General features: G+C 69.3%; 30 protein-coding genes. 11 read left to right on the top strand and 19 right to left on the bottom strand.

Annotated elements, in window-relative coordinates:
• Positions 1-2: 2 nt before the first annotated feature.
• Positions 3-743 (top strand): dienelactone hydrolase family protein, encoded by a 741-nt coding sequence (locus tag ACESMY_RS12605; protein ID WP_372784936.1) that lies wholly within the window; start codon positions 3-5, stop codon positions 741-743.
• A 108-nt stretch (positions 744-851) separates the two neighbouring features.
• The gene (locus ACESMY_RS12610; RefSeq protein WP_372784937.1) at positions 852-1,220 is read left to right on the top strand and encodes an RcnB family protein; all 369 of its coding nucleotides are present in this window, start codon (positions 852-854) and stop codon (positions 1,218-1,220) included.
• Positions 1,221-1,268: 48 nt separating this feature from the next.
• Here ACESMY_RS12610 and ACESMY_RS12615 read toward each other — a convergent pair whose 3' ends face one another.
• Positions 1,269-2,099: a phytanoyl-CoA dioxygenase family protein gene (locus tag ACESMY_RS12615; protein ID WP_372784938.1), complete on the bottom strand. Its 831-nt coding sequence runs from the start codon at positions 2,097-2,099 to the stop codon at positions 1,269-1,271.
• A 57-nt stretch (positions 2,100-2,156) separates the two neighbouring features.
• Here ACESMY_RS12615 and ACESMY_RS12620 point away from each other — a divergent pair, with 57 nt between their 5' ends.
• Complete coding sequence (locus ACESMY_RS12620; protein WP_372784939.1) at positions 2,157-3,038, top strand: TauD/TfdA dioxygenase family protein; 882 nt, start codon at positions 2,157-2,159, stop codon at positions 3,036-3,038.
• On the opposite strand, the gene ACESMY_RS12625 is transcribed toward ACESMY_RS12620, so the two are convergent.
• The gene (locus tag ACESMY_RS12625) at positions 3,031-4,254 is read right to left on the bottom strand and encodes a TIGR03862 family flavoprotein (RefSeq protein WP_372784940.1); all 1,224 of its coding nucleotides are present in this window, start codon (positions 4,252-4,254) and stop codon (positions 3,031-3,033) included. The genes ACESMY_RS12620 and ACESMY_RS12625 overlap by 8 nt on opposite strands.
• Before the next feature lie 3 nt (positions 4,255-4,257).
• Positions 4,258-5,544 (bottom strand): M20/M25/M40 family metallo-hydrolase, encoded by a 1,287-nt coding sequence (locus tag ACESMY_RS12630; protein ID WP_372784941.1) that lies wholly within the window; start codon positions 5,542-5,544, stop codon positions 4,258-4,260.
• A 144-nt stretch (positions 5,545-5,688) separates the two neighbouring features.
• Between ACESMY_RS12630 and ACESMY_RS12635 the strand changes: the two genes are divergently transcribed.
• Together ACESMY_RS12635 and ACESMY_RS12640 are read left to right on the top strand one after the other, a co-directional pair.
• Positions 5,689-7,509, top strand: a complete 1,821-nt coding sequence (locus ACESMY_RS12635; protein ID WP_372784942.1) for a DUF885 family protein — start codon at positions 5,689-5,691, stop codon at positions 7,507-7,509.
• 26 nt (positions 7,510-7,535) lie between these two features.
• Positions 7,536-9,362, top strand: coding sequence for a DUF885 family protein (locus tag ACESMY_RS12640; protein WP_372784943.1), 1,827 nt, complete (start codon positions 7,536-7,538; stop codon positions 9,360-9,362).
• On the opposite strand, the gene ACESMY_RS12645 is transcribed toward ACESMY_RS12640, so the two are convergent.
• Positions 9,359-10,120 (bottom strand): LytTR family DNA-binding domain-containing protein, encoded by a 762-nt coding sequence (locus tag ACESMY_RS12645; RefSeq protein ID WP_372784944.1) that lies wholly within the window; start codon positions 10,118-10,120, stop codon positions 9,359-9,361. The genes ACESMY_RS12640 and ACESMY_RS12645 overlap by 4 nt on opposite strands.
• Before the next feature lie 130 nt (positions 10,121-10,250).
• Here ACESMY_RS12645 and ACESMY_RS12650 point away from each other — a divergent pair, with 130 nt between their 5' ends.
• Complete coding sequence (locus ACESMY_RS12650) at positions 10,251-10,901, top strand: DUF2306 domain-containing protein (protein ID WP_372784945.1); 651 nt, start codon at positions 10,251-10,253, stop codon at positions 10,899-10,901.
• A gap of 47 nt (positions 10,902-10,948) precedes the next feature.
• Positions 10,949-11,584 carry a glutathione S-transferase family protein gene (locus tag ACESMY_RS12655; protein WP_372784946.1) on the top strand — a complete coding sequence of 212 codons (636 nt, stop codon included), beginning with the start codon at positions 10,949-10,951 and terminating at the stop codon, positions 11,582-11,584.
• On the opposite strand, the gene ACESMY_RS12660 is transcribed toward ACESMY_RS12655, so the two are convergent.
• The 13 genes from ACESMY_RS12660 to ACESMY_RS12720 form a co-directional block, all read right to left on the bottom strand.
• Positions 11,581-11,970, bottom strand: coding sequence for a VOC family protein (locus ACESMY_RS12660; protein ID WP_372784947.1), 390 nt, complete (start codon positions 11,968-11,970; stop codon positions 11,581-11,583). The two genes, ACESMY_RS12655 and ACESMY_RS12660, sit on opposite strands and share 4 nt — an antisense overlap.
• A 92-nt stretch (positions 11,971-12,062) precedes the next feature.
• The gene (locus ACESMY_RS12665) at positions 12,063-12,860 is read right to left on the bottom strand and encodes an RNA polymerase sigma factor (protein ID WP_372784948.1); all 798 of its coding nucleotides are present in this window, start codon (positions 12,858-12,860) and stop codon (positions 12,063-12,065) included.
• Positions 12,861-13,116: 256 nt separating this feature from the next.
• Positions 13,117-13,452 carry a hypothetical protein gene (locus ACESMY_RS12670; protein ID WP_372784949.1) on the bottom strand — a complete coding sequence of 112 codons (336 nt, stop codon included), beginning with the start codon at positions 13,450-13,452 and terminating at the stop codon, positions 13,117-13,119.
• Positions 13,449-13,733: a hypothetical protein gene (locus tag ACESMY_RS12675; protein ID WP_372784950.1), complete on the bottom strand. Its 285-nt coding sequence runs from the start codon at positions 13,731-13,733 to the stop codon at positions 13,449-13,451. Before ACESMY_RS12675 ends, ACESMY_RS12670 begins: the two co-directional genes overlap by 4 nt.
• 15 nt (positions 13,734-13,748) lie before the next feature.
• A complete protein-coding gene (locus ACESMY_RS12680; RefSeq protein WP_372784951.1) occupies positions 13,749-14,180 on the bottom strand; it encodes a hypothetical protein in 432 nt (143 codons plus the stop codon).
• Between the two features lie 16 nt (positions 14,181-14,196).
• Positions 14,197-14,598, bottom strand: a complete 402-nt coding sequence (locus tag ACESMY_RS12685; protein ID WP_372784952.1) for a hypothetical protein — start codon at positions 14,596-14,598, stop codon at positions 14,197-14,199.
• Between the two features lie 30 nt (positions 14,599-14,628).
• Positions 14,629-14,862, bottom strand: a complete 234-nt coding sequence (locus tag ACESMY_RS12690; protein ID WP_372784953.1) for a RebB family R body protein — start codon at positions 14,860-14,862, stop codon at positions 14,629-14,631.
• A 25-nt stretch (positions 14,863-14,887) separates the two neighbouring features.
• Positions 14,888-15,214, bottom strand: a complete 327-nt coding sequence (locus tag ACESMY_RS12695; RefSeq protein ID WP_372784954.1) for a RebB family R body protein — start codon at positions 15,212-15,214, stop codon at positions 14,888-14,890.
• 12 nt (positions 15,215-15,226) lie between these two features.
• Entirely contained in the window at positions 15,227-15,460 is a 234-nt protein-coding gene (locus tag ACESMY_RS12700) for a RebB family R body protein (RefSeq protein WP_372784955.1), read from the bottom strand.
• A gap of 24 nt (positions 15,461-15,484) precedes the next feature.
• The gene (locus tag ACESMY_RS12705; RefSeq protein ID WP_372784956.1) at positions 15,485-15,784 is read right to left on the bottom strand and encodes a hypothetical protein; all 300 of its coding nucleotides are present in this window, start codon (positions 15,782-15,784) and stop codon (positions 15,485-15,487) included.
• Positions 15,771-16,136, bottom strand: a complete 366-nt coding sequence (locus ACESMY_RS12710; RefSeq protein ID WP_372784957.1) for a RebB family R body protein — start codon at positions 16,134-16,136, stop codon at positions 15,771-15,773. The genes ACESMY_RS12705 and ACESMY_RS12710 overlap by 14 nt, the downstream gene beginning before the upstream one ends.
• Positions 16,137-16,236: 100 nt before the next feature.
• Entirely contained in the window at positions 16,237-16,560 is a 324-nt protein-coding gene (locus ACESMY_RS12715; protein WP_372784958.1) for a RebB family R body protein, read from the bottom strand.
• A gap of 74 nt (positions 16,561-16,634) precedes the next feature.
• Complete coding sequence (locus tag ACESMY_RS12720) at positions 16,635-16,964, bottom strand: RebB family R body protein (RefSeq protein ID WP_372784959.1); 330 nt, start codon at positions 16,962-16,964, stop codon at positions 16,635-16,637.
• 366 nt (positions 16,965-17,330) lie between these two features.
• On the opposite strand from ACESMY_RS12720, the gene ACESMY_RS12725 reads away from it, so the two are divergent.
• Positions 17,331-17,816: a hypothetical protein gene (locus tag ACESMY_RS12725; RefSeq protein WP_372784960.1), complete on the top strand. Its 486-nt coding sequence runs from the start codon at positions 17,331-17,333 to the stop codon at positions 17,814-17,816.
• Here the strand turns inward: ACESMY_RS12725 and ACESMY_RS12730 are convergent.
• Entirely contained in the window at positions 17,813-18,763 is a 951-nt protein-coding gene (locus tag ACESMY_RS12730) for a LysR family transcriptional regulator (protein ID WP_372784961.1), read from the bottom strand. The genes ACESMY_RS12725 and ACESMY_RS12730 overlap by 4 nt on opposite strands.
• A 152-nt stretch (positions 18,764-18,915) precedes the next feature.
• On the opposite strand from ACESMY_RS12730, the gene ACESMY_RS12735 reads away from it, so the two are divergent.
• Genes ACESMY_RS12735 through ACESMY_RS12745 form a run of 3 tightly spaced genes read left to right on the top strand, consistent with a single transcriptional unit; the run spans position 18,916 to position 22,987 of the window.
• Entirely contained in the window at positions 18,916-19,995 is a 1,080-nt protein-coding gene (locus ACESMY_RS12735) for an HlyD family secretion protein (RefSeq protein WP_372784962.1), read from the top strand.
• Positions 19,996-20,007: 12 nt separating this feature from the next.
• Positions 20,008-21,534: an MDR family MFS transporter gene (locus ACESMY_RS12740; RefSeq protein ID WP_372784963.1), complete on the top strand. Its 1,527-nt coding sequence runs from the start codon at positions 20,008-20,010 to the stop codon at positions 21,532-21,534.
• Positions 21,518-22,987, top strand: a complete 1,470-nt coding sequence (locus ACESMY_RS12745; RefSeq protein ID WP_372784964.1) for an efflux transporter outer membrane subunit — start codon at positions 21,518-21,520, stop codon at positions 22,985-22,987. Before ACESMY_RS12740 ends, ACESMY_RS12745 begins: the two co-directional genes overlap by 17 nt.
• On the opposite strand, the gene ACESMY_RS12750 is transcribed toward ACESMY_RS12745, so the two are convergent.
• Complete coding sequence (locus ACESMY_RS12750; protein WP_372784965.1) at positions 22,984-24,384, bottom strand: MFS transporter; 1,401 nt, start codon at positions 24,382-24,384, stop codon at positions 22,984-22,986. The two genes, ACESMY_RS12745 and ACESMY_RS12750, sit on opposite strands and share 4 nt — an antisense overlap.
• Positions 24,385-24,389: the final 5 nt, after the last annotated feature.

The following is a 24,389-nucleotide window of genomic DNA, read 5'->3' on the forward strand; positions in this document are numbered from 1 at the left end:
GCATGATCGAACAGACCATCGAGATCGCCACCAAGCACGGGGCGACCACCACGTTCATCGCCCACCCCGAGCGCGACGGGGCGCATCCGGTGGTGATGTTCTTCATGGATGCCCCGGCGATCCGCGAGGAGCTGCGCGACATGGCCCGGCGCATCGCCTCGGCCGGCTACTACGTCATGCTGCCGAACCTCTATTACCGCTCCGGCGTGATGGAGCTGGCCGATCTGCCAAAGCTGCCGGACGCCGAAGCGCGGGCGCGGATGTTCGAGCTTATGGGCTCGCTCAGCATCGCGCTGGTGATGGATGACGCCGACGCCCTGCTGGACTTCGCCGACCGCGATCCGGCGGCCAGCAACGGCAAGATCGCGACGCTGGGCTACTGCATGAGCGGCCAGTATGCGATCAACTTCGCCGCCCGCTATCCAGACCGGGTGGCCGCGGCCGCCTCGATCTACGGCGTGCAACTGGTCACCGACCAGGCCGACAGCCCGCACCTGGCCGCCCAGAAGGCCAAGGGCGAGCTCTACTTCGCCTGCGCCGAAAACGATCCCTACGCGCCGCTCGAGATGGTCGAGGCGCTGGACCAGACGGTGAAGTCCAAGAACCTCAACGCCGAGGTGGAGCTCTATCCGGGCGTCCACCACGGTTTCGCCTTCCCGCAACGGGGGACGGTCTACGACAAGCCGGCGGCCGAGCGGCACTGGGAACGCCTGTTCGCGCTCTGGCGGCGCCGCATCGGCTAGGTATTGTGTTTCCAAGCCGACATACGATGAACCCTGGCTGAGCCGCAGCGTTCAGATCGGGCTCAGGCCGCGAGCAGTACCTTGTGGTCGTGGATAAGGAGTCCAACCATGAAACGTCTGCTTACGGGCGCTCTCGCGCTGACGCTGCTGACCGGCACCGCCGCGATGGCCCAGCCCGACCGGCACGATAACCGCAACGACCACGGCGGCTACAACCAGGATCAAAGTCGCGGCTACAGCCAGGATCAAAACCGGGGTTATGGCAACGACCGTCACAACGGGGGCCATCACTGGGCCCGCGGCCAGCGACTGCCGCGCGACTACTACCAGGACCGCAGCCACTACGTGGACTATCGTTCCCATCACCTGCGCGCCCCGCCCCGCGGCTATCGCTGGGTGCAGACCGACGACAACAATTTCGCCATGGTCGCGATCACGACCGGCCTGATCGCCTCGCTGATCGCCGCCAACCACTAGGCCCGAACGGGCTCAAGGTCCCTCCGCCGCCAGGCGGGGGGACTTTTGCTATGGGCGCTGGGCCACGATGGGCGGGACCCAGTCGGGATCCAGCGCCTTGGCCGGGTGCGAGCCGGTGACCATCCCCATGAAGCTCGGCCAGAGCTCATAGCCGAGCAGGGCCTGGGCGCGCGGCGACATGGCCCGCACCACGTCCTTCGGCACGGACAGGAAGAAATTCTCCTGCGGTCGGGCCCAGCCGGCGCAATACTGGTTGGTGAAGGCGAGCCGCGGCCTCTCCGTCCGGTTCGCGCCGCCCTGGTGCAGCAGCTTGCCCGGGAACACGAAGGCCGCCCCCGCCGGGACCTCCAGCGGAACCAGCAGGGCCTCCAGACCGCCCGGCGCTTTGCGCCGCTCGGCGATCTCCTCTTCGCTCCACAGATGGCTGCCCGGGATCACCTGAGTGGCGCCGTTGGCCTCCGTGAACGCGTCGATGGTGCCGATCACCGAGTAGCCCACCGCCGTCCCGGTCCGCGGCTGGCGATAGAAGCCGTCGTCGGTGTGGATGCCCTGCGCCGTCTCGCCGGGCATCAGGTTGATCGCATGCGTCGCCGAGAGCAGGAAGGCGCCCTCCATGAACCGGCTGAGTAGCGCCATCAACCGCTCGTCCGTCGCCAGATTCTCAAACACCTTGCCGCGCGCCACCAGGGTGTAGACCCGCTCGGTCTCGAAGCCCTCGAAGTCGTTGCGCCCGCGATGTGCGCCCAGGAACGGCGCCAGCGCCGTGCGGAAGGCGGAGAGGCCGTCCTCGTCGAGGAAATCGCGGATCACCGTATAGCCCTGCGCGCGGATCTCCGCGGCATGGGCGTCGGCGTCGAAGCGGGCGGTCTGTGTATCCATGTCGCGGCCTCCGAACTCCTATTGTAGCATGGCCCGCCCGCCGTTCCGGAGACCGCCATGCCCGAGACCCTGAAGATCCGCCGCCTGGCCGGCGCGCTCGGCGCCGAGATTTCAGGCGTCGACCTCGCCCAGGAGGCGCCGGACGCGACCATCGCCGCCATCCGCCAGGCGCTGCTCGACCACCAGGTGATCTTCTTCCGCGACCAGACCCTGACGCCCGAGCGGCAGGTGGCGTTCGGCGCGCGGTTCGGGCCGCTCAACATCCACCCCTATGTCGCCGGCATGGCCGGGCATCCGGAGGTGATGGAGGTGGTCAAGGAGCCGGGCGACCGGGTGAACTTCGGCGGCGGCTGGCACTCCGACATGAGCTTCCTGGAACGGCCCGCCATCGGCTCGATCCTCTATGCGGTGGAGACGCCGGAGTTCGGCGGCGACACCCTGTTCGCGAGCCAGGCTGCCGCCTTCGAGGCGCTGTCGCCCGGCCTGCAGGTGACGCTGGAGGGCCTGAACGCCATCCATTCCGCGGCGCGGGAATATTCCGCGCAAGGCCACTCCGCCCAGAAGCGCAAGTCCATGGCCATCGCCGAGGCCGACGGCCTGGTCGGCGAATATGTCCACCCGATGGTGCTGGTCCACCCGGAGACCGGCCGCAAGGCGCTCTACGTCAATCCGGCCTTCACGATCCGCATCGAAGGCTGGAAGACCCGCGAGTCGATGGCGCTGCTGAGCTACCTCTTCGAGCATTGCCGCTACGAGGGCTTCACCTGCCGGTTCAACTGGCGGCCGGGCTCGGTGGCCTTCTGGGACAACCGCTCGGTCTGGCACTTCGCGCTCAACGACTATCCCGGCCAGCGCCGCCATATGCGCCGTGTGACCGTCGATCCGTGGCCGGTGGAGGCCGCCTCCAAGACGGCTCGCCGCGCCGAGGCGGTCAGCTAGCGGCCCGCCTGCGCAGGACGCCCCGGGCCGCCGCTACGCCGGTCGCGAAGCTCGCCTGCAGCAGATAGCCGCCGGTCGGGGCCTCCCAGTCCAGCATCTCGCCGGCGGCGAAGACGCCGGGCTTCGCGGTCAGCATCAGGTCGGCGTCGACGGCGCCCAGCGCCACGCCCCCCGCCGTGGAGATCGCGCGTGCGATCGGCCGGATGGCGGTGAGCTGCAGGGGCGCGCCCTTGATCGCGGTCGCCAGGGCGGCGGGGTCCGAGGGCAGGTCCTTGCCGTGCGCCTCGCGCAGCAGGTTGGTCTCCAGCGGCGTCAGGCGCAGCGCCTTGCGCAGACGGTTGGCGGCGGACTGGTTGGCCGGCTGCTGGGCGAGCTTGGCCTGCAGCTCCTCGACCCGGGCGTCCGGCCGCAGATCGATCCACAGCCGGGCCGCGCCCTCCCGGGCGATCGCGTCCCTGATGTCGGCTGAGAGCGCGTAGATCGCCCCGCCTTCCAGGCCGTGGCGGGTCACCATGGCCTCGCCGCGCACCCGGACCCGCCCGAAGGTCAGCGCCACGCCCTTCAGCGGCTCGCCGGGGAAGCGGTCGCGGAAGACCTCGCTCCAGTCCACATCGAAGCCGGCATTGGCGGGCTTGAGCGGGCTCACCGCCACCCCGGCCTTCGCCAGCACCTCGGCCCAGGCCCCGGTCGAGCCCAGCTTGGGCCAGCTCGCCCCGCCGAGCGCCAGGACCGTGGCGTCAGGGCTGGCGGTCGCCTTGCCCCCAGGCGTCGCGAAGGTCAGGGCGCCCTTGGCGTTCCAACCGGTCCAGTCGTGGCGGGTGCGGATCTCAACGCCCAGGCCCTGCAGCTTTGCCAGCCAGGCCCGCAGCAGGGGAGAGGCCTTCAGCGCCTTGGGGAACACCCGGCCGGACGAGCCCACGAAGGTCGCCTGGCCAAGGTCCTCGGCCCAGGCGATCAGCGCTTCCGGCGGGACGGCCTCGATCAGCGGCGCGAGCCGCGCGGCGGCGGCCCCATAGCGCGGCAGGAACCGTTCCAGCGGCTCGGAGTGGGTGAGGTTGAGACCGCCTCGGCCGGCCATCAACAGCTTGCGCCCGACCGACGGCATGCGGTCGTAGACGGTCACCGTGCAGCCGGCCTCGGCCAGCACCTCGGCCGCCATCAGGCCGGCGGGTCCGGCTCCGATGACGGCGACGCGAGCCGCCGAAGAGGGCGCCAACCGCTAGACGCCGGCCATGGCGAGGAGGGCGGCCAGGCCCACGGTCATGCCGCGCAGGCTCTCGGGCTTGGCCACGTCGATCCATTCGTCCAGCGAGTGCGCCCGCCCGCCGGTCCCGCCCGAGCCGATGGTCACCGCGGGGATCCCCAGGCTGATCGGGATGTTGGAGTCGGTCGAGGAGGCGCCGAGGTCCGGCGTGTAGCCCGCGGCCCGCGCCGCGGCGGCCGTGGTGCGGACGATGAGCGCATCCTCGCTGGTCTCGCCCGTGGGACGTTCGCCGATCAGCTTCGGCGTCACCGTGACCTTGCCGAAGCGGGTGTCGCGGGCGGTGTTCTCATGCTCGGCCGCCGCCTTGAGGATATCCTGGAAGCGGGCGTCGAGCTTGGCGAGTTCGTCCTTGCTCTCCGAGCGCATGTCGACCTCCAGCCAGACGTCGGCCGGGATCGAATTGACGCTGACGCCGCCGCTCACGACGCTGGCCGCGAAGGTCGTCCGCGGCTTGGCCGGGACCTTCACCTCGTAGAGCTGGTCGATGGCGTGGCCCATGGCGGCCATCGGATTGACGATGCCGAAGGCGCCGTAGCTGTGCCCGCCCGGTCCATGGAAGGCGACCCGATAGCGCCGCGAGCCCACCGCGCCATAGGTCACGCGGGCCGCCTCATTGCCGTCCATGGAGAAGAAGGCCTTGATGCGGTCCTTGTACTTCCCCTCGCCGAACAGGTAGCGCATGCCGCGCAGGTCGCCCGGGCCTTCCTCGCCGACGTCGCCGACGAAGAGGATGTCGCTCTTGGTCCGGATCTTCGCGGCGTCGAGCGCGCGGATATAGGCCAGCAGCACGGCGAGGCTGCGGCTGTCGTCGCCGACACCGGGCGCATAGAGCCTGGTCCCTTCGCGCCGGACCTTCACCGGCGTGCCTTCCGGAAAGACCGTGTCCTGGTGCGCGGCCAGGACCACCAGCGGGCCGCCGGCCGGGCCGGTCCCGCGGCGCAGGCCCATGACGTTGCCTTCCGGGTCCATCTCCACGTCAGCCAGGCCCTGCGCCTTCAGCATCGCCATGAAGGCCTTGCCCTTGGCGGCTTCCTTGAACGGCGGAGCGGGGATCTCGGTCAGGGTGACGATGTCGGCGACCGTGCGGTCGTGCTCGCGGTCGAGCGTCGCGACGGCGGTCTTGAAGGCCGGGCTCTGGACGATCGCCTGGACCGACTTGTCGGCCGGATCCGCGGGCTTCGGCGCGGCCGCCGCCAGCATGACGAGCGAAAGAACGGCGGTTGCTAGACGAGCGACGGACATGGAATGGCGGACCCCCTGGACGGCAGGCCCCGGCATATCTCACCCGGCGCGAGCCCGCATTACCGGAATTTCACCCCCGCCGGCTTGGCGCGTCGGTCCGGACCCCCTAAGCCTTGCGGCCTGAGCTTTACCGGAGTTGCGCCTGTGCTGAGCCGTCGTCACATCCTCCTGTCCGCCGGCGCGACCGCCGCGCTCGCCGCAACCTCCGCCGCAACCTCCGCCATCGGGGCCGCCGCCGGCCCCGAGGCGCAGCTCGACACGGCGCTGGCCGACTTCTTCACCCAGTTGCTGGACGAGGTTCCCGAGGTCTCGACCTCGCTCGGCCTCGACGTGGGCGCCCGCGCCCCGGACAAGTCGAAGCTCAGCCGCGCCTCGATCGCCGCCCTCGACCACAGCCGCCGCCTCAACGCCGAACAGCTGACGCGCCTGCACGGCGTCGACCGCAAGCCGCTCACCGGCATGGCCGCGGTGAACTACGACTCGGTGCTCTACGACCTCGAAACCACCGACCGGGCGGCCAAGCGGTTCGTCTACGGCGGCACGGGGGCCGGCAGCCCCTATGTGATCAGCCAGATCGACGGAGCCTGGAGCCAGGTCCCGGATTTCCTGGACAGCCAGCACACCATCGCCACCAAGGCCGACTGCGAGGCCTATCTGGCGCGCCTCGACGCCTTCGCGCGCGAGATGGACGAAGAGTGCGAGCGGGTCCGCCGCGACGCGGGCCTGGGCGTGATCCCGCCGGACTTCTCCATCGCCGGCGCCATCGCCCAGATGAAGGTGCTGCACGCGCCGGCCGACAAGTCGACGCTGGTTTCCTCCCTCGTCGATCGCGCCAAGGCCAAGGGGATCGACGGCGACTGGGGCCGCCAGGCGACCGGCGTCTACGAGCAGAAGGTGCTGCCGGCCCTGGAGCGGCAGATGGCGCTGATGGCCAGCCTGCAGCCCAAGGCCGTGCACGACGCCGGCGTCTGGCGCCTGCCGGACGGCGAGGCCTACTACGCGCTGGCGCTGCAGGCGCGGACCACGACGACCATGACGCCGGCCGAGGTCCACAAGCTCGGGCTCGACATCACCAAGGACCTCTCCGCCCGCGCCGACGTGCTCTTCAAGAAGATCGGCATGAGCCAGGGCACGGTCGGCGAGCGCTATGCGGCGCTCTACAAGGACCCGAAGTACCTCTATCCGAACACCGACGCGGGCAAGGCCAAGGAGGTCGCCGACCTCAATCTGCTGGTCCAGCGGATGCAGAAGCGCCTGCCGGAATACTTCGGCGCGCTGCCGAAGACGCCGCTGGAGATCCGCCGCATCCCGGCCTCGACGGAGGCCGGCGCCTCGACCCACTACACCAACGGCAGCCTCGATGGGACGCGGCCCGGCATCTACTGGCTGAACCTGCGCGACACCGGCGAGGCGCCCTATTGGGACATGCCGACCACCACCTTCCACGAGGGCATTCCCGGCCACCACCTGCAGCTCACTCTGCAGCAGGCGGCCGACCTGCCGATGATCCGCAAGGCCGGCGGTTTCGGGGCCTATATCGAGGGCTGGGCGCTCTATTCCGAACAGCTCGCCCAGGAGATGGGCTTCTACGCCGACGATCCGGCGGGTGAGCTCGGCTACATCCACGACGCCCTGCTGCGCTCCGGCCGCCTGGTCACCGACACCGGCATCCACGCCCTGCGCTGGAGCCGCGAGAAGGCGGTCGAGACCCTGAGCGGCATCGAGGGCGATCCGCCCGCCTACGCCGGCCAGGAGATCGAGCGCTATGCGGTGACGCCGGGCCAGGCCTGCAGCTACATGGTGGGCAAGGTGACGATCCTGCGGCTGCGCGAGAAGGCCAGGGCCGCGCTCGGCCCGCGCTTCGACATCCGCCAGTTCCATGACGCCATATTGCTCGCCGGCTCCATGCCGCTGACCGTGCTGGAACGCGTGGTCGACAGCTATATCGCCTCGCACAAAGCCTGAGCATTTCCTTCTGGGGGACGGAAAACATGAACGATCTTGACCGCCGCGGTTTCCTCGCGACGACCGCGGGCGCGGCGCTGCTGACCGCCGCCCCGGCCCTGGCCCAGGCCGGCTCCGAGGACGCCCGGCTGCGCGCCAAGCTCGACGCCATCTTCGAAACCCTGGTCGACGACAGCCCGCGCTTCGCCACCTCGCTCGGCAAGGACAACGGCAAGCGCGCGGCGCTGAAGTCTCAGCTCGACGACAACTCCAACGCCGCCAAGGCGCGCCGGCTGGAGCGGTCGCGGACCTGGCTGAAGGAACTGAAGGCCATGGACAGGGCGAAGCTCTCGCCGGCCTCCAAGGTCGACTACGACGTGGTCGTCTACCAGCAGGATCAGTCGGTCCGGAACGGCGACAGGTGGAAGTTCGGCGACGTCGGCGGCAACTTCCGGCCCTATGTGATCAGCCAGCAGAGCGGCGCCTATTCGAGCGTGCCGGACTTCCTGGACAGCCAGCATAGGGTCGCCGACGCCGCCGACGCCGAGGCCTATCTCTCGCGCCTGCACGCCTTCGCCGGCTCCATGGACGAGGATCTCGCGCGCCAGAGGGCCGACGTGGCCCAGGGCGTGATCCCGCCGGACTTCATCTGCGACCTCTCGATCGGCCAGATGAAGGCGCTGCGCGACCAGCCGGCGGCCCAGACCATCCTGGTCACTTCGATCGTCAAGAAGGCCAAGGCCGCGAACCTGCCGGGCGACTGGGAGAGCCGCGCGACCAAGATCGTCACCGCCGAGGTCTTCCCGGCGCTCGACCGCCAGATCGCCGCGATGCGCGCGGTGCGCGCGAAGGCCAGGCCGGACGTGGGCGCCTGGGCCCTCCCGAACGGCGACGCCTATTACGCCGATGCCGTGAAGGCCTCGACCACCACCAACTACAGCCCCCAGGAGGTTCACCAGCTGGGCCTCGACCAGGTCGCGGAAATCTCCAGCCGGCTCCACACGATCCTCAAGGGCCGTGGCATGACCCAGGGCTCGGTGGGGGCGCGGCTGATGGCGCTCAACAACCAGCCCGAACAGGTCTTCCCAGCCAACGACGCCGGCCGCGCCGAGATGCTGAAGTACCTCAACGACCACATCGGCGAGGTCTACAAACTGCTGCCGAAGGCGTTCAACACCCTGCCCAAGGCCAAGGTCGAGGTCCGCCGGGTGCCGGTGTTCATCCAGGACGGCGCGGCCAACGGCTATTACAACTCCGCGGCCCCCGACGGCTCGCGCCCGGCGGCCTTCTACATCAACCTGAAAGAGACGTCGGACTGGCCGCGCTACAATCTGTGGACGCTGGCGCACCACGAGACGGTGCCCGGCCATCACCTGCAGATCGCGCTCGCCCAGGAATCGACGCTCATCCCGCCGCTGCGCCGCTACGGCTTCGGCTTCTCGGCCTTCTCGGAGGGCTGGGCGCTCTATGCCGAGCAGTTGGCCCAGGAGATGGGCGCCAACGACGCGGACCCGTGGGGCGAGGCGGGCTTCCTGCAGTCGTTCCTGTTCCGCGCCGCGCGCCTGGTCACCGACACTGGCATCCACGCCAAGCGCTGGGGCCGCGCCCGGGCGACCCAGTACATGGTCGACACCATCGGCAACACGCCGAGCCGCGCCCAGCGCGAGGTCGAGCGCTATTTCGCCGGCCCCGGCCAGGCCAACAGCTACAAGGTCGGCCACACGGTCTGGGCGAAGGTTCGCGCCGACGCCAAGGCCAAGCTCGGTCCGAAGTTCGACCTCAAGACCTATCACGACGCCGTGCTGCTCTCCGGCGCCATGCCGCTCACCGTACTGGAGCGGCATGTGTCGGAGTGGGTGGCGACCCAGGCTTAGAACCAGCCTTCGCGCTTCAGGACCGCGGTGTGCGTGCGGCTGACCGGCGCCGTCAGCCCTGACACGAGACGCAGCTCGCCGCGTCCGCGCCGCCAGCGCACCGCCTCGATGGCCCCGGCCGCCACCCACCAGGAGCGGTGGGTCTGGTAGCCGGCGAGGCCCGCGAGCTCCTGCAGGGCGTCGCTGAAGCGCAGGGTGATCAGCTCGTCGCCGGCGTCGGTGTGGACACGCAGGTAGTGGTCCTCCGCCTCGACGGCCAAGAGCCGCGCCGCGCGCCGCTTGGCGGAGAGTCGCTGGCGGAAGACGCCTGACGGATCGATCGGCTCGGCCTGGGCGTCGGTCGCGGCGCGCTCGGTCCAGACGCCCCGCCAGGCGACCTGGCGCAGGCCCATGACGCCCAGGCTGATCACCGCGACCTGGAAGAACAGCGCGACCAGATGCGGCTGGTTCGACTGCGGCCCGAGCATCACCCAGGAGACGGCCCAGACGAGCGCGGCGACCGGCGCCGTCATCAGCGCGGTCACCAGCCCCAGCCGCAGCCAGAAACCCGCGACCCGGCGGCGGACGAGGATGTCGATGGCGATGCCGATGACCCCGCCGCCGACGATCACCGTCGGCCAATAGGCCATCCGCACGAGCGTGGCGCGCTCCGCGGTCCCGAAGGGGCCCAGCACCGCCATGAACAGGCCCGCCGCCAGCAGCAAGCCGGTCTCGGCGGCGGCGCGGCGCAGGAGCAGCGGGGTCCTGGGATTCGGCATCGGGTGGAGTTTGGCACGCGCGAACGGCGCCGCGTATCCGTTCGCGCAGAAAGCGCGCCGTTCGCGGGTTGGCGCTCGCGGGGTCCGCGCCGGGCTGGCAACCCGGCGGTGTCCTCGACGGAGTTCAACGATGTCCCGTGTTTCCAAAGGCCTCTGGGGCCTGGCCGCCTTCCTCAGCCTGGGCGTGGCGCTCTTCTCCTATCGCCTGCTGGCGCCCGATCCGCCGGCGGTGGGCGACGACGTGCTGGCCAACCTGATGCGCCGGCCCTGGCTGCCGATCCATGCGGGTTTCGCGGCCACCGCCCTGCTGGTGGGGCCGTTCCAGTTCCTGCCGCGGCTGCGCCTGAGCGCGCCGAAGCTGCATCGGACCATCGGCAAGATCTATGTGGCGGCCTGCCTGGCCTCCGCGCCGGCCGGCCTGCTGCTGGCCTGGGGGACCGACGCCGGCCCGATCGCCCAGTGGGGCTTCGGGACGCTAGGGGTGCTGTGGTTCTCGGCTACCGCCTACGCCTTCTGGCTCGCCACCCAGGGCCGTATCGCCGAGCACCGCCGCTGGATGATCCGCTCCTTCGCCATGACCTTCGCGGCGGTGACGCTCAGGCTCTACCTGCCGATCCCGCCGATGTTCCTGCACATGAGCTTCCTCGAGGGCTACCGGATCATCTCGTGGTTTTCCTGGACGTCGAACCTTCTGGTCGTCGAACTGTTCCTGAGCTGGACGGCCCTGCGGGCAATGGCGAACCGCACTGCTGACAGAGTGCTGTCAGCAGGCTCACAATAGGGTCCGTTTTCCGCCGCTCGACGCGGCCCCGCCGACGGAGCTCCCCGATGTCCAACGACCTGGTTTTCTACACCAACCCGATGTCCCGCGGCCGCATCGTGCGCTGGATGCTGGAGGAGGTCGGCCAGCCCTACAGCACCGAGATCCTCGACTATGAGCACGGCCTGAAGAGCCCGGCCTATCTGGCGGTCAATCCGATGGGCAAGGTCCCGGCGCTCAAGCACGGCGACACCGTGATCACCGAGGGCGCGGCGATCTGCGCCTATCTGGCCGACGCCTTCCCGGACGCGGGCCTCGCCCCGCCGCTCGCCGACCGCGGCGACTACTATCGCTGGCTGTTCTTCACGGCGGGCCCGATCGAGGCGGCGGTCACCGCCAGGAGCCTCGGCTTCGAGCCCAAGCCCGAGCAGCGGCGCATGGCTGGCTTCGGCTGCCTGGACGACGTGATGAACGCCGTGGAGGGCGCGGTCTCCGGCCGCGATTTCATCGCCGGCGGCAAGTTCACCGCCGCGGACGTCTATGTCGGATCGCAGATCGGCTGGGGCATGCAGTTCGGCTCCCTCGAGAAGCGCCCGGCCTTCGAGGCCTATTGGGAGAAGATCAGCAACCGGCCCGCCGCGGTCCGCGCCCGCGAGATCGACGACGCCCTGATGCCGGCCCAGCCGCAGACGGTCCCGGCCTAGGCCTGGGGCTCGATCAGGTCCCAGCGGTTGCCGTAGAGGTCCTCGAAGACCGCGACCACGCCATAGGGCTCGTGGCGCGGCGCTTCGAGGAATCGGACCCCGGCCGCCTGCATCCGGGCGTGGCCGCCGGCGAAGTCGTCGGTCTCGAGGAACAGCATGACCCGCCCGCCGCCCTGGTCGCCGATCCGAGCCGTCTGTGTCGGGTCGATGGGCCGGGCGAGCAGCAGGCCCGCGCCGCCGCCCGAAGGCGTCACCACCACCCAGCGCTTGCCGCCGCCCTGGTCAGTGTCGGCGGTCAGGGTGAAGCCGAGCTTGCCGACGTAAAAGGCGATCGCCTCGTCATAGTCGCGGACGAGGAGCGCGGCGAGGGACAGGCGCGTCGGCATTGGGGACCTCTGGACCGAGGCCTGAAAGCGTCTCGATTCGGCTCCGTTCGCCACGCGGAAATCCGAGCGCGCCGGCTCCGTCCGGCAGGAAACTAGAGTTTCAGGAGCGCCCGAAGCCGGTCCTTGGCGAGCTGTCGGCGCTTGCGGACCACCTCGCGGCTGATCTCCAGGCGCTCGGCGATATCGTCATCGGACCAGCCTTCGAGGTGCAGGCGCAGCGGATGGCTGAGCAGACCGGGCAGGGCGCCCATGGCCCGGCGCCAGGCCTGATCCATCTGAGCTTGCGACAGCTCCTCCTCCGGCGACAGCGCGACGCCCGCCCAGGCGGGAGACGGTGACGCAGTTTCCCCCGCCGGGTCCTCGATCGCGGTCTGTGACGCGTCGCGCCGGTGCTCATCCATGCAGGTGTTGTGAAGGATGGTGAGCAGCCAGGCGCGCGGGTTGCGGACCTGCTGGCTGAGATAGGCCTGGGCGGCGCGCACCATGGCGTTGCCCAGCGCATCTTCGGCGTTCGCGCGATTGCCGCCGGATAGCCGGAAGCTGCGATGACGCAGCACGTCCTGGTGCGCCAACCACATCGCCCAGAAGCCCTCGAGGTGGGCCGGCCGATCCAGCGCCTGTGCGATCACCGCCGCCGGGCTGAGGCGGGCGCCGCCGAGACGCCGACCCGTCCCGCGGAGCGCCGCGCGGGCCAGGACTTCCGCCGGAGACGCCGGCGCCGCGGCCGCGCGACGGCGGCTGGCGACCTCGGCCGGGCCGCGCCGTTTCTCCTGGCGGGCGGCGCTTCGTCCAGGCGAGGCGGCGGTGTCGCAAGGCGCCGGAAGCGCTCCGTCCGCCGCCTCGTCTTCCGCCGGATCCGCGGCGGCGGGAAACAATTTGACCACGTTCATTCCCAACCCCGCAGCCAGGAAAACGGACACGACTGGAGCGCGCGTCGGCAGGCTGTCATGCAGCCCGCCGCCGCTCGTGGCGTCGGCCCAGAATTCGTCACGCCCATAGCAACTGCGATTCGATCGCAGCCGCCCCCGTATTGGCAAAGACGCATACGGCTTATCGCGCGTATTACGACTTTGCGATCGGATACTTAGATTTTCGCTTCACGAAGTCAGACATTATCTTTGACGAATTTACGATCGTCCGATTACATCACGATGTATTCTTGGTGTGAACCTCGGACTCCTTGGGGGTTGTATTGGCGATCATGGCCTTGATCGCCAGTTCGAGCTGGCGCGTGACCTCCCGCGAGACGAACTGCTGAAGAGCCGCCACGATCTCGGCGCTCGTGCGCTCCGACCGGCTGAGGGCGGCGGCGCGCAGGTGCTCGGGCATGGCGGCGAGCCGCTGTTCCCGCACCGCGCGGGCCAGCACCTCGCGCTGTTCGGCAAAGCCGCTGACCACCTTGTCCCGTTGCGAGGCCACCTCGTCATAGAGGTGCGTCGGGACCGGCTCCGCGCCGCTGCCAGGGGGCGGCGCCTCGCTCATTTCGGCCCCGCCTTACCAGGCAGATCGCCCATGGCGCGGCGGAGTTGCCGCTGCATGAGTTCAACCATCTCGGCGGCGAACTGCGGAACCGGGCTCTCCGGCGGGGCCTGGGCGCGGATCAGCTCCGGCAACTGAGCCGCCACGGTGTCGAACACCCCGATCACCGTCTTGCAGGCGGCCTGGACGATGAGGCCGGGTGAGAGCAGGGCCTCGGCATCGGCCAGCGCTTCGTCGGAATCCGGCGGTGGCGGAGATTGCGGCGGGGGTGGGAAGACGGACATCTGCCGGTGTCCGCTTCAGGCCTTGGGATCGTCCGCCACGGGCCCGAGCGGCCGCAACGGGTTGAACAGGCGGATTTCCTCCAGGAGCGGCCCGGCCTTCTTCAGGATCCTGGCGCCCAGGACCGCATAGGGGTCGTTCCCCGCGGGATCCGCCATGCTCTCGCTGACCGCGACGAGCGCTTCGGCCGTCTCGGTCAGGACGACGTACTGCGCATCGCGGTCGTCGCCGTCGTCTTCCGCCTCTTCCGCCTCTTCTTCCTCGGCTTCCAAGATCTCGCGCCAGGCCGCGCCGTAGATGTAGGCGGCGAGCCGGTCGGTCTCGGCGATGGTCTCCGCCTCAAGCACTTCGGCTTCGAAGACGACGGCGTCGGCTTCGCTGAGCGGGCGATGGTGGTGGCGGGGACGCGGCAGTGGGCGCGGAAGCGGACGGGGGTAGGGGATGGGCATCGAAAGTCTCCTGGTTTCAGGCCCTGGGGAACTTGGTCACCGCCTCGGTGATGGCGAGGGACGCGAGTCCCGCGGTCACCGGAGCGACGAGCGAGCTGAGGACGGCCATGCCGAAGGCCCAGACCGGGCCGGAGTCCGGGTCGACCGCGGCGGGATTGGCGAGGATCAGGGCCATCGCCTTGCCCTGCACGGCGGTGCTGATGGCGAGGACGTTGCGCTGATAGTCGGCGGCGTCCTGCACGGCGAGCGCCGCGGCCTGGACGGCCTTGTCGTAGGCGATGGCCGCGCCGGCGGACACGGCCGTGGAAGGATCGGCGTCCTGGGTGTTCAGAGCGCCGAAGCCCAGGGCGTATTCCGTGGACAGCTGCACCGCGTCGACGATCTGCGGGTTCACGGCGGTCTGCGGGGCTTCGGACACGGCGATGAGCCTTTCGGTTCGGGTCAGCGGCTATTTCTGAACCGCGTTCATGATCATGGTGACGGCGCTCGAGGTCACGGCGTTGCCGATCTGCTGAAGACCGCCCTGCGCCTGTTGCGCGTTCTGCATCGCCAGCGAGATCGAATGAGCCATGCTCTGGTAGACTAGAGCCATCGATTGGGCAGGCGCCTCGCCCAGGACCTTGACGTTGGTCTGGGTGACCGCATCGGTGACCTGTTCGTTGACCGGGGTAACTAGAGCCATGCTGTCACCGTCCTTCCCGATTCAATCAGCACTGCTTCAGCGCCTTGGAGGCGATGAGCAGGAGGAGGGCCGTCTTGAGCGGATCGGGCCGCGCCAGTTTCACTGACGCCGCCGCCGCCGCGGCCGATCCGATGGAGTAGAGCTGGATCACCCCCTGGCTGGTCGCGGCCTGGGCGGAGATCGACGCCAGTTTCTGCGCCTGCACCGCGTTCTCGAACGCGATCGCCAAGGAATGGGCGGCGCTCTGGTAGATCGAGCCCGTGGCCATCGCCGAGGCGGAACCCAGGACCATGAGGTTCTGCTGGGTCACCGCGTCGGTGATCTGACGGTTGACGCGTGTCATGTGGGTCATGGTCGGGCTGGGTCATGTGCTCTGGACGCCGGTGATCAGGGTGATCAGGGCTGCGACGGCGGCATTGTTGATCTGCTGCATTCCCCCTTGGGTGTGGCTGGCGTTTTCCATCGCGAGGCTGGTGGCGTGGGCGGCCGCCTGGATCGCCATGTCGGCGCCCTCGGCGGGCCCTTCGCCCAGCACCTTCACATTGGTCTGGGTTACGGCGTCCGTGATCTGCGGATTGACGATGCTGGGATCGGCCATGAGCTGCTGTCCGTCCGCGAGAGCCTAGGTGACCACCGGCGCGCCAGGGGGCATGACCACGGTCGTGCCGCTGCGCGTGCGGGTCATCGTCCTGGAGACCTGTCCCGCCGCGCGCATGTCGGCCAAGCAGGCCGCCAGGCTGCGGATCTGCAGGGCCGATAGCTCGGCCGAGTGCGCCGCCGAACTGGCCAGGCGCGCGGAGAAGGTGTCCGACGCCGCCATCAGCGTGGTCAGGCCGGAACTCAGCAGGCCCGCGCCGGCGCAGAGGAACAGCGCTTCGGCCAGGACGTCGAGCCGGCTGGAGTCGGTCTCAGCCTTCGTCATCGGATGCCCCCCCGGCCCATTCGGCGATATCCGGCCAAGGCACGTTGCCGGGCCTGTCGAGCAGCGTCTGCACGCAGCTCATGGTGGCGGCCATTCCCAGCACATTGGTCATCTGCTGGTTGGCCACGGCGTTGTGGAACATGGCGCCGCTGGCCTGATTGGCGGCGATCAGACTCTGCAGCGTGGCCACGCTCGGGCCGGTGGCGATCACCGCCAGCAGCGTGCTGGCCACGGAGTCGGCGATGGGTGCCATCTTCGGGTCCCGGCAGAGTTCCATCGTCAGCCGCAAGGCGTCTTCGATCGAGCCGAAGCTCTGGGAAGCGCCGCCCGCAGATTTCTTTCTGTCGGCCATGTTCATCCCCTGAAATCGCCTGATCCGCGCAGGTGCTTGCCGGCGCCGCCACGAAGGCCCGATGTCCGGCGCCTCGAACGGCGCCGGACATCCGACGCCGTCAGGTGGAGGTCGCCCTCACGGCGCTGAGCAGGGACAGGAGCTGGTCCGGCGTGTCGGACTGCGCGAGCTTGGACGCCGCCACGGCGCCGGCCATGGTGTCGACGCTGTAGATTTGGATCACGCCCTGGTTCGTCGCCGCCTGGCCGGCGATGGCCAGCTGTTGCTGCGAGGACGCCGCGTTCTCGTAGAGGATGCCCGTGGAGTGAGCGAGGGCCTGGTAGATCGCGCCCATGGCCATGGCCGGGGCGTCGCCCAGGACCTTGACGTTGGCTTGGGTGACGGCGTCGGTGATCATGCCGTTTACGGGTGTGGGAAGCGCCATTTCGTGTCCTCAATTGCCATTGTGGGGAGTTCGGCGCCGGCGGACGGCGCCCGCGGAGGGAATGTCCCGGCGCGTCAGCCTTGCGGACCGACGGCCTGTAGCGCCGTGCGCAGCGCGAGCATGTTGTCGGGGACGTCGGACTGGGCGAGCTTGGACGCCGCCACCGCGCCGGCCATGGTGTCGACGCTGTAGATCTGGATGACGCCCTGGTTGGTCGCGGCTTGCGCCGCGATCGCCAGCTGTTGTTGCGAAGAGGCCGCGTTCTCGAAGAGGATGCCGGTGGAATGGGCGAGCGACTGGTAGATCGCGCCCATGGCCATGGCCGGGGCGTCGCCCAGGACCTTAACGTTCGTTTGGGTGACCGCGTCAGTGATCTGACCGTTCACGGGCGTGGGGATAGCCATCAGGTCTCCTTCCCTTTGGTGCGAGGATCGCGTGGCCTCGGGAGAGGGCGACCCCACAACCACGACGTGCGCGGCGGCAAGTTGTGAACAAAGGTTGAATATTTTTTGCGTCCGCGGGCGGAGCGTTCACAAACCGGCCTCGGCCGCGTCATGCCCCAAACTCGAGCGTGTCAGAGCTCGCCGCGGAGGCGCCGATCCATGCGACGACCCGTCATCCCGGGATCGGGCGTCTCGCTGAGCGCACGGTCCCTGCGTTCGAAGCCGCAGCGCCCGAAAGGCCGCAACGCCGCCTCGGGCCTCGCCGGCGCGGAGACGCGTCGCGGCGGGCCGACGTCCGCCCCAATTTTCGCCAATGGAGCCAGGCCTATGAACCTTACAGTTCAGCACTTTCGCGATCAGGTGATCGGCTGGGTCCACGAGAACACGGACCGGATCCGGGTTGTCTGGCCGCTGGCGGGCGGCTGGGAGGCGTGGGCGCAGGCGGAGATCGCCGGCCACATCAACCGCCATGTCGCCGAAGCCTTCATCGACCGCGAGCCGCCGGTCTATCTCGACGGCTCGCGCGCGGACCTGCTGATCAACAACCCCTTCCAGAACGACGCGTCCGAGCTGATCGTCGTCGAGATGAAATGCGAGTCCCTGAGGAACTGGCGCGCCTTCGTGGACGGCCTCAGGTACGACGCCTGGAAGCTCCAGGGCGCGATGCGCATGGGCTTGGGCGCGAGCAAGAAGATGGTCATCGGATTGTTCTTTTCGCCTGAAAGCGAAGAGCAACTGGCCGAGCTCACCGGATTCGAGATCATCTACCCGCGAGATCGCGAGGGCGTCGGCATCGCGATCCTGTACCTCTAGAGGCCGGCGGCGACGGTGCGGATGAGGTCGCGCATCCAGCTGATGGCGGGTTCGGCCAGGCGTTCGGTCAGATAGAGCAGGCTGACGTCCACCGGGGGGGAATCGTAGGGCGGCTCGATCAGCCTCACCCGCCCGCTCTGCGCCGACAACATCGCCAGGCGCCGTGGGATCAAGGTCGCCATGTCGGTCCGGCTGGCGACGGCGAGCGCCGTATAGGTGTCGGGCACCGAGACGCCGACGCGGCGGGTCAGGCCGCGGGAGGCCAGAGCCGCCTCGAAGGCGCCGGCGTCTTCCCAGCTCGCCCGGCTGACGAAGGGGCGCCGCTCGCCGCCTTCCTCGATCAGGCCCGGCAGGTTCCGCGCGATCACCACGTGCGGCGTGGAGACCAGGGTCTCAAGGTCGATCGTCTCCCCCTGGAAAGCCGGGTGAGCCGCGCGCACGACCCAGACCAGGGTCTCGGTCAGGATGGTCTCGCGCGCGAAGCGCTCCGGCGCGGCCAGCACGCTGCCGACCAGGAAGTCCGCCCGCCGGGCGTCCAACCGCTCCAGCACGTCGAGCGCCAGCTCGGCGATCATCAGCTCCGACTGCGGGGCGACCTCGGCCAGCCGGCTCGCCAGCGGCGGCGCCAGGATGGCGCTGGCATAGGCTCCGGTCACCACCGCGAACCGCCGCTCGCTGGTCGCCGGGTCGAAGTCGGAGGGCGCGAGCGCGGCCTGCAGTTGGTTGAGCGCCGCATGCACCGGCGGCCCCATCTCCACGGCGCGCGGCGTCGGCTGCATGCCGCCCGGTCCGCGCACGAAGAGTTCGTCGCTCATCATGTAGCGCAGCCGGTTGAGCGCGTGGCTGACCGCCGACTGGGTCAGGCCGAGCCGCGCGCCGGTCCGCGTGACGCTCCGCTCCTCGAGCAGGACGTCGAACACCCGCAGCAGATTGAGGTCTTGGATCATGAATCAGGTTCATTTGTTGCGTGACAACATATCATTTGGATCATCGACGGGGCAGCCCTATCTCAGGTCTCGACGGGAACGCCGGCGCGGCCATGCGAGGCCAGCGTCCGCTGTCCCATTTGCGGCATCTATGAAGGAAAGGGGCTCGCCACGTGAGCGAACCTGACGTCATCCCCCTTCGCGGAAACGCCGAGGTCGAAGCGAAGCCCAGGCCGAGCTTCCTGCGCCGCTGGCGCTGGCCGCTGATCGTCGGCGGCCCGTTGCTGATCCTGCTGGTCGTCGCCTATTTCATCGTCACCGGCGGCCGCACCCAGACCACCGACAACGCCTACGTTCAGATCGCCAAGGCGCCGGTCGCGCCCTCGATCGCCGGGCGGGTGACCGACATCTACGTCCACGAGAACGAATATGTGAAGCGGGGCCAGCTGCTGTTCCGGCTCGACACCCGCGACATGCAGGCGAACGCCGAGGCCGCTGCCGCGACGGTCGCCAATGCGGCGCAACAGGTCGGCGCCCTGCGCGCCAGCTATCAGCAGCAACAGGCCATGATCCAGGCCGCCCGGGACCAGCTCGCCTACGCCACCACCGAGGCCAACCGGCAGAAGAACCTGGCCAATGTCGGCGTCTCGTCCCAGGCCCAGGTCGACCAGGCCCACCAGGCCGTCCTGCAGGCGCGCCAGCAGCTCGCCGGCGCTCAGCAGCAGGCGGCCCAGGTGCTGGCCAACCTTGGCGGCAATCCGAGCCTGCCGGCCGGGGCGGCGCCGGCGGTGATGCAGGCCCAGGCCCAGCTCGACAAGGCCAAGCTCAACGTCTCCTACGGCACCGTCGTCGCGCCGGCCGACGGGATCGTCACCCGCGTCGACCAGATGCCGGTCGGGACCTATCTCAACGCGTCCCAGACCGGGTTCTGGCTGCTCTCCGGCGAGCCCTGGATCGAGGCCAATTTCAAGGAAGACCAGCTCGCCCACATGAAGGTCGGCCAGCCGGTGGCGATCAAGGTCGACGCCTATCCCGACGCCCACATCCAGGGCCACGTGGCGAGCTTCTCGCCGGGCACCGGCCAAGCCTTCTCGGCGCTGCCGGCCCAGAACGCCACCGGCAACTGGGTGAAGGTCGTGCAGCGCCTGCCGGTCCGGATCAGCTTCGACAAGCCGCCGCCGGACATGGCGGGCCGCGCCGGTCTCTCCGCAAAGGTCACCGTCGACGTCCGCGCGCCCGGCCGCGCACGCTAGGGCCTGAAGGCCATGGTCACCGAGCACGACGCCAAGAATCGCTGGCCGATCACCATCTCGATCATGCTGGCGACGGTGATGAACTCGCTGGACACGACGATCGCCAACGTCGCCTTGCCGCACATGCAGGGCTCGGTCTCGGCCTCGCCTGAGCAGATCACCTGGGTCCTGACCTCCTACATCGTCTCGGCCGCGATCATGACGCCGCTCTCGGGCTGGCTCGCCGACCGCATCGGCCGCAAGCGGATGTTCCTGATCTCGATCGGCGGCTTCACCGCGGCCTCGATGCTGTGCGGCATCGCCACCAGCCTGCCGGAGATCGTGCTGTTCAGAGTGCTGCAGGGCGTATTCGGCGCGGCGCTGATCCCGCTGTCGCAGGCGGTGCTGCTCGACATCAACCCGCCGGAGAAGCACGGCCAGGCCATGGCGATCTGGGGCGCGGGCGCGATCCTGGGCCCGATCCTCGGGCCGGCGCTCGGCGGCTATTTCACCGAGAACTTCTCCTGGCGGTGGTGCTTTTACATCAACCTGCCGATCGGCATCCTGGCCTTCCTCGGGGTCATGTTCTTCATCTCCGGCGACCGGCTGCGGGCGGCCAAGAAGTTCGACTTCCTGGGCTTCGGGATGCTGACCCTGTTCATCGCCGCCTTCCAGATGGTGCTGGACCGCGGGCCGAGCCAGGACTGGTTCCACTCCAACGAGATATGGACCGAGACCCTGCTGGCCGCGGGCGGCCTCTGGATCTTCGTCGTCCACACCATGACCACCGACCACCCATTCTTCGACAAGGCGCTGATCCGCGACCGCAACTTTGTCACCGCCAGCGTCTTCGGCTTCTTCGTCGGCATCCTGCTGTTCTCGACCATGGCGCTCCTGCCGCCGATGATGCAGACGCTGATGGGCTATCCGGTGCTGACCTCCGGGCTGGTCAGCATGCCGCGCGGCGTCGGCTCCTTCGCCGCCATGTTCTTCGTGGGCCGGCTGATCGGCAAGGTCGACACCCGGCTGATCCTGTTCGTCGGCCTGATCATCAGCTGCGGCGCCCTCTTGCAGATGATGAACTTCGACCTCGCCATGGGCGTCTGGCCGTTCATCACCTCCGGGATCATCCAGGGGCTGGGCGTTGGCTTGCTGTTCGTGCCCCTGTCGACGCTGGCTTTCGCCACCATCCCGCCGCACCTGCGGCCGGAAGGCTCGTCGGTCTACACCCTGGTCCGCAACCTGGGCTCCAGCGTCGGCATCTCGATCATGAACGCCCTGGTGGTCTCCAACACCCAGACGATGCACGCCTCGCTGGCGTCGAAGATCGATCCCTCCGACGCCGTGGTCCGTGCGACCCTGCCCAGGATGTTGGATCCGTCCACCACGGCGGGCATCACCTCCCTCAACGGGGAGATCACCCGACAGGCGTCCATGGTCGCCTATGTCGACGACTTCAGACTGATGTTCATCATCACCATCGCCTGCATGCCCATGCTGCTGCTCATGCGCAAACCAAGGCCGGTCGGCGGGGAGCCCCTACATGCCATTGTCGACTAGATCCGTCCGCCTGCTGGCGGCCACAGCCTCGGCGCTCACGCTCGGCGCCTGCGCGGCGGTGGGCCCGAACTTCAAGGCGCCCGAAGGTCCCAAGGGCGCCGCCGCGGCCGGCTACGCCATGGCCCGCGACGCTGTGGCGCCCGGCGTGCGGCTGAGCCCGGAGGCCCGGACGGCCGGTCCCTGGTGGCAGGCGTTCGGTTCGCCGGAGCTGGACGGCGCGATCCGCCAGGCCCTGGCCGACAGCCCGACGATCGCCGAGGCCCGCGCGACCTTGGAGAAGACCCAGGCCGACGCGCGGGCGGTCCGCGGCGAGCAGTTCGTGCGGGTCGACGCCAATGCGTCGGCCGAGCGCGAGCGGATCAACCTCGCGGCCTTCGGGTTCAGCGGCTTCCCCGGTCAGCCGCCGATCTCCAGCCCGACGATCAACCTCTATCAGGTCGGCGGTTCGGTCAGCTACGACCTCGACCTGTTCGGCAAGAAGCGGCGGGCCACCGAGCAGGCCAACGCCAAGGCCGACGCCGCAGCCCGCCAGGCCGACGCCGCCTATCTGACGCTCTCGGGCAACATGGCCATGCAGGCGATGAAGATCGCCGGCCTGCGCGCCCAGATGGCGGAGGTGCATGACATCGTCGCCGACGACCGGCGGGTCATCGACATGGTTCGCAAGGCCGAGGCCGCCGGCGGCCAGGCCCATTCGGCGCTCTCCAGCGGCGTGGCCCAGCTCGCCGAGGACGAGGCCATGCTGCCGCCCCTTCAGCGCGACCTCGACGCCGCGCGCCATCAGATGGCGCTGCTGTCCGGCAAGTCGCCCGCCGCGTGGACGGCGCCGGACTTCGACCTGGCGAAGCTGACCGCGCCGGCCGAGGTCCCGGTCAGCCTGCCGTCGCAGCTGATCCGCAACCGGCCCGACATCCTGGCGGCGGAAGCCGACCTGCACGCGGCGACCGCGGCCATCGGCGTGGCGGTGGCCAACCAGTATCCGGACATCAGGCTCTCGGCCGTCCTGACCCAGGAGGCGATCAAGCCGGGCGACATCTTCAAGGCCGACTCCGCGGCCTGGACGATCCTGGGCGGGCTCACCGCGCCGATCTTCCATGGCGGGACGCTGAAGGCCGAGCGAAGGGCCGCCGAAGCCGACGCGCGCGTCTCGCTGGCGCGCTACGAACAGACGGTGCTCCGCGCCTTCGTCCAGGTCTCCGACGTGCTCTCGAATCTCGGGGCCGACCAGCAGTCGATCGACTCCTTGAAGGTGGTCAACCTGGCGGCCGAGTCCGGCGCCCGGGACGCCCAGAATGCCCTTCGCCTGGGCGGCGGCCCGATGCTCGACGTGGTCCAGGCCCAGCGGACGCTGAGCCGCGCACGCCGCGCGCTGGTGGAGGCCCAAGGCCGGCGGATGAGCGACCTGGTGGAGCTCTACGCGGCGACGGCCACCGACTGGCGCACCGCCAGCTAGGTGTTCATGGCCTCGCGGTGGGCCCGGCTGTGGGTCTCCGCCAGCAGGAACACCGACACCAGCGACACGGCGCAGAGCGCGGCCATGTAGCCGGAGACGGCCATGGAGGTTCCGTATTTGGTGAAGAGCGCCGTGGCGATGATCGGCGCGAAGCCGCCCCCGAAGATCGCCCCGATCTGATAGCCCAGCGAGGCGCCGGAATAGCGGAACTCGGTGTCGAACAGCTCGGCCATCAGGGCCGCCTGTGGGCCGTACATGAAGTTGTTGAAGATCGAGCCCATGGCGATGGCCAGCAGCATCATCGGGAAGGCGCCCGTCTCGATGAGCTTGAAGAACACCAGGGACCAGAGGCCCATCAGCACCGCGCCGGTCATGAACACCGCGCGTCGGCCCACCTTGTCCGACAGCGACGCCATCAGCGGCAGGAAGGGCGCGGAGATCAGGCTGGCCAGCACCACCGCCCAGAGGATCGTCGGCCGGGCGACGTGCGGCGCGTGGTGTGGGTCGGTGGCGTAGGCCAGCGCATAGTTGATCATCAGGTAGAACGTGCCGTTGGCCGCGACGAAGGCGCCGGCGGCCAGCAGGATCTGCTTGGGATGTTTGGCGATCACCCTGAGGATCGGAGATCCCTTGGCTGCGCGGAGCTGGGCCTTGGCCTGGTCGACGCTGACCTGCTTTTCGGCGGCCAGCGCCTGGGCCGCGGCCTGCTGCTGCTTGGCCTCGAGAGCCTGCAGGGCTTGGTACTCGGCGGTGTCTTCCAGCTTCAGCTGCACATAGAGACCCAGCGCCACCAGCAGAATCGAGAACAGGAATGGGATCCGCCAGCCCCAGACGAGGAAGCTGTCGGGAGCGACCTGCTTGTCGATGACGATGAAGATCAGGTTGGCCAGCACGACGCCGGCCGGCACGCCCATCTGGGCGAAGCTGCCGTAGAAGCCGCGCTGCTTGGGCGGCGCGTTCTCGAAGGCGAGCAGCATGGCGCCGCCCCACTGGCCGCCCACGGCGAGGCCCTGCACGAAGCGAAGCGCGATCAGCAGGAGCGGCGCGACGACGCCTGCGGTGGCGTAGGAGGGCAGCAGGCCCACCGCCGTGGTCGCCAGGCCCATCATCAGGAGCGCGGTCACCAGGGCGCGCTTGCGGCCGAACTGATCGCCGAAATGGCCGAAGATCACGCCCCCGACCGGCCGGGCGATGAAGCCCACCGCGAAGGTCGAGAAGGCGGCCAACTGCGCCACCGCGGGCGGCAGGGTCGAGGCGAAGAAGAGCTTGGGAAAGACCAGCGCCGCGGCGGTCCCGTAGATGAAGAAGTCGTACCATTCGATGCTCGACGCGGCGAGCGAGGTGATGGCGACTCTGGCGACGTTGATCTTGGCGGGCGGCGCGGCGGCGGCAGTCATGGTGG

Source organism: Phenylobacterium sp., assembly GCF_041691455.1.
Lineage (GTDB): Bacteria > Pseudomonadota > Alphaproteobacteria > Caulobacterales > Caulobacteraceae > Phenylobacterium.

Bases quoted from the DNA above. Each gene is read 5' to 3' on its own strand.
- ACESMY_RS12605 (WP_372784936.1), top strand. From the start codon at position 3: ATGATCGAACAGACCATCGAGATCGCCACCAAGCACGGGGCGACCACC.
- ACESMY_RS12610 (WP_372784937.1), top strand. From the start codon at position 852: ATGAAACGTCTGCTTACGGGCGCTCTCGCGCTGACGCTGCTGACCGGC.
- ACESMY_RS12615 (WP_372784938.1), bottom strand. From the start codon at position 2,099: ATGGATACACAGACCGCCCGCTTCGACGCCGACGCCCATGCCGCGGAG.
- ACESMY_RS12620 (WP_372784939.1), top strand. From the start codon at position 2,157: ATGCCCGAGACCCTGAAGATCCGCCGCCTGGCCGGCGCGCTCGGCGCC.
- ACESMY_RS12630 (WP_372784941.1), bottom strand. From the start codon at position 5,544: ATGTCCGTCGCTCGTCTAGCAACCGCCGTTCTTTCGCTCGTCATGCTG.
- ACESMY_RS12640 (WP_372784943.1), top strand. From the start codon at position 7,536: ATGAACGATCTTGACCGCCGCGGTTTCCTCGCGACGACCGCGGGCGCG.
- ACESMY_RS12645 (WP_372784944.1), bottom strand. From the start codon at position 10,120: ATGCCGAATCCCAGGACCCCGCTGCTCCTGCGCCGCGCCGCCGCCGAG.
- ACESMY_RS12650 (WP_372784945.1), top strand. From the start codon at position 10,251: ATGTCCCGTGTTTCCAAAGGCCTCTGGGGCCTGGCCGCCTTCCTCAGC.
- ACESMY_RS12655 (WP_372784946.1), top strand. From the start codon at position 10,949: ATGTCCAACGACCTGGTTTTCTACACCAACCCGATGTCCCGCGGCCGC.
- ACESMY_RS12660 (WP_372784947.1), bottom strand. From the start codon at position 11,970: ATGCCGACGCGCCTGTCCCTCGCCGCGCTCCTCGTCCGCGACTATGAC.
- ACESMY_RS12665 (WP_372784948.1), bottom strand. From the start codon at position 12,860: ATGAACGTGGTCAAATTGTTTCCCGCCGCCGCGGATCCGGCGGAAGAC.
- ACESMY_RS12670 (WP_372784949.1), bottom strand. From the start codon at position 13,452: ATGAGCGAGGCGCCGCCCCCTGGCAGCGGCGCGGAGCCGGTCCCGACG.
- ACESMY_RS12675 (WP_372784950.1), bottom strand. From the start codon at position 13,733: ATGTCCGTCTTCCCACCCCCGCCGCAATCTCCGCCACCGCCGGATTCC.
- ACESMY_RS12680 (WP_372784951.1), bottom strand. From the start codon at position 14,180: ATGCCCATCCCCTACCCCCGTCCGCTTCCGCGCCCACTGCCGCGTCCC.
- ACESMY_RS12690 (WP_372784953.1), bottom strand. From the start codon at position 14,862: ATGGCTCTAGTTACCCCGGTCAACGAACAGGTCACCGATGCGGTCACC.
- ACESMY_RS12695 (WP_372784954.1), bottom strand. From the start codon at position 15,214: ATGACCCACATGACACGCGTCAACCGTCAGATCACCGACGCGGTGACC.
- ACESMY_RS12700 (WP_372784955.1), bottom strand. From the start codon at position 15,460: ATGGCCGATCCCAGCATCGTCAATCCGCAGATCACGGACGCCGTAACC.
- ACESMY_RS12705 (WP_372784956.1), bottom strand. From the start codon at position 15,784: ATGACGAAGGCTGAGACCGACTCCAGCCGGCTCGACGTCCTGGCCGAA.
- ACESMY_RS12710 (WP_372784957.1), bottom strand. From the start codon at position 16,136: ATGGCCGACAGAAAGAAATCTGCGGGCGGCGCTTCCCAGAGCTTCGGC.
- ACESMY_RS12715 (WP_372784958.1), bottom strand. From the start codon at position 16,560: ATGGCGCTTCCCACACCCGTAAACGGCATGATCACCGACGCCGTCACC.
- ACESMY_RS12720 (WP_372784959.1), bottom strand. From the start codon at position 16,964: ATGGCTATCCCCACGCCCGTGAACGGTCAGATCACTGACGCGGTCACC.
- ACESMY_RS12725 (WP_372784960.1), top strand. From the start codon at position 17,331: ATGAACCTTACAGTTCAGCACTTTCGCGATCAGGTGATCGGCTGGGTC.
- ACESMY_RS12730 (WP_372784961.1), bottom strand. From the start codon at position 18,763: ATGATCCAAGACCTCAATCTGCTGCGGGTGTTCGACGTCCTGCTCGAG.
- ACESMY_RS12740 (WP_372784963.1), top strand. From the start codon at position 20,008: ATGGTCACCGAGCACGACGCCAAGAATCGCTGGCCGATCACCATCTCG.
- ACESMY_RS12745 (WP_372784964.1), top strand. From the start codon at position 21,518: ATGCCATTGTCGACTAGATCCGTCCGCCTGCTGGCGGCCACAGCCTCG.
- ACESMY_RS12750 (WP_372784965.1), bottom strand. From the start codon at position 24,384: ATGACTGCCGCCGCCGCGCCGCCCGCCAAGATCAACGTCGCCAGAGTC.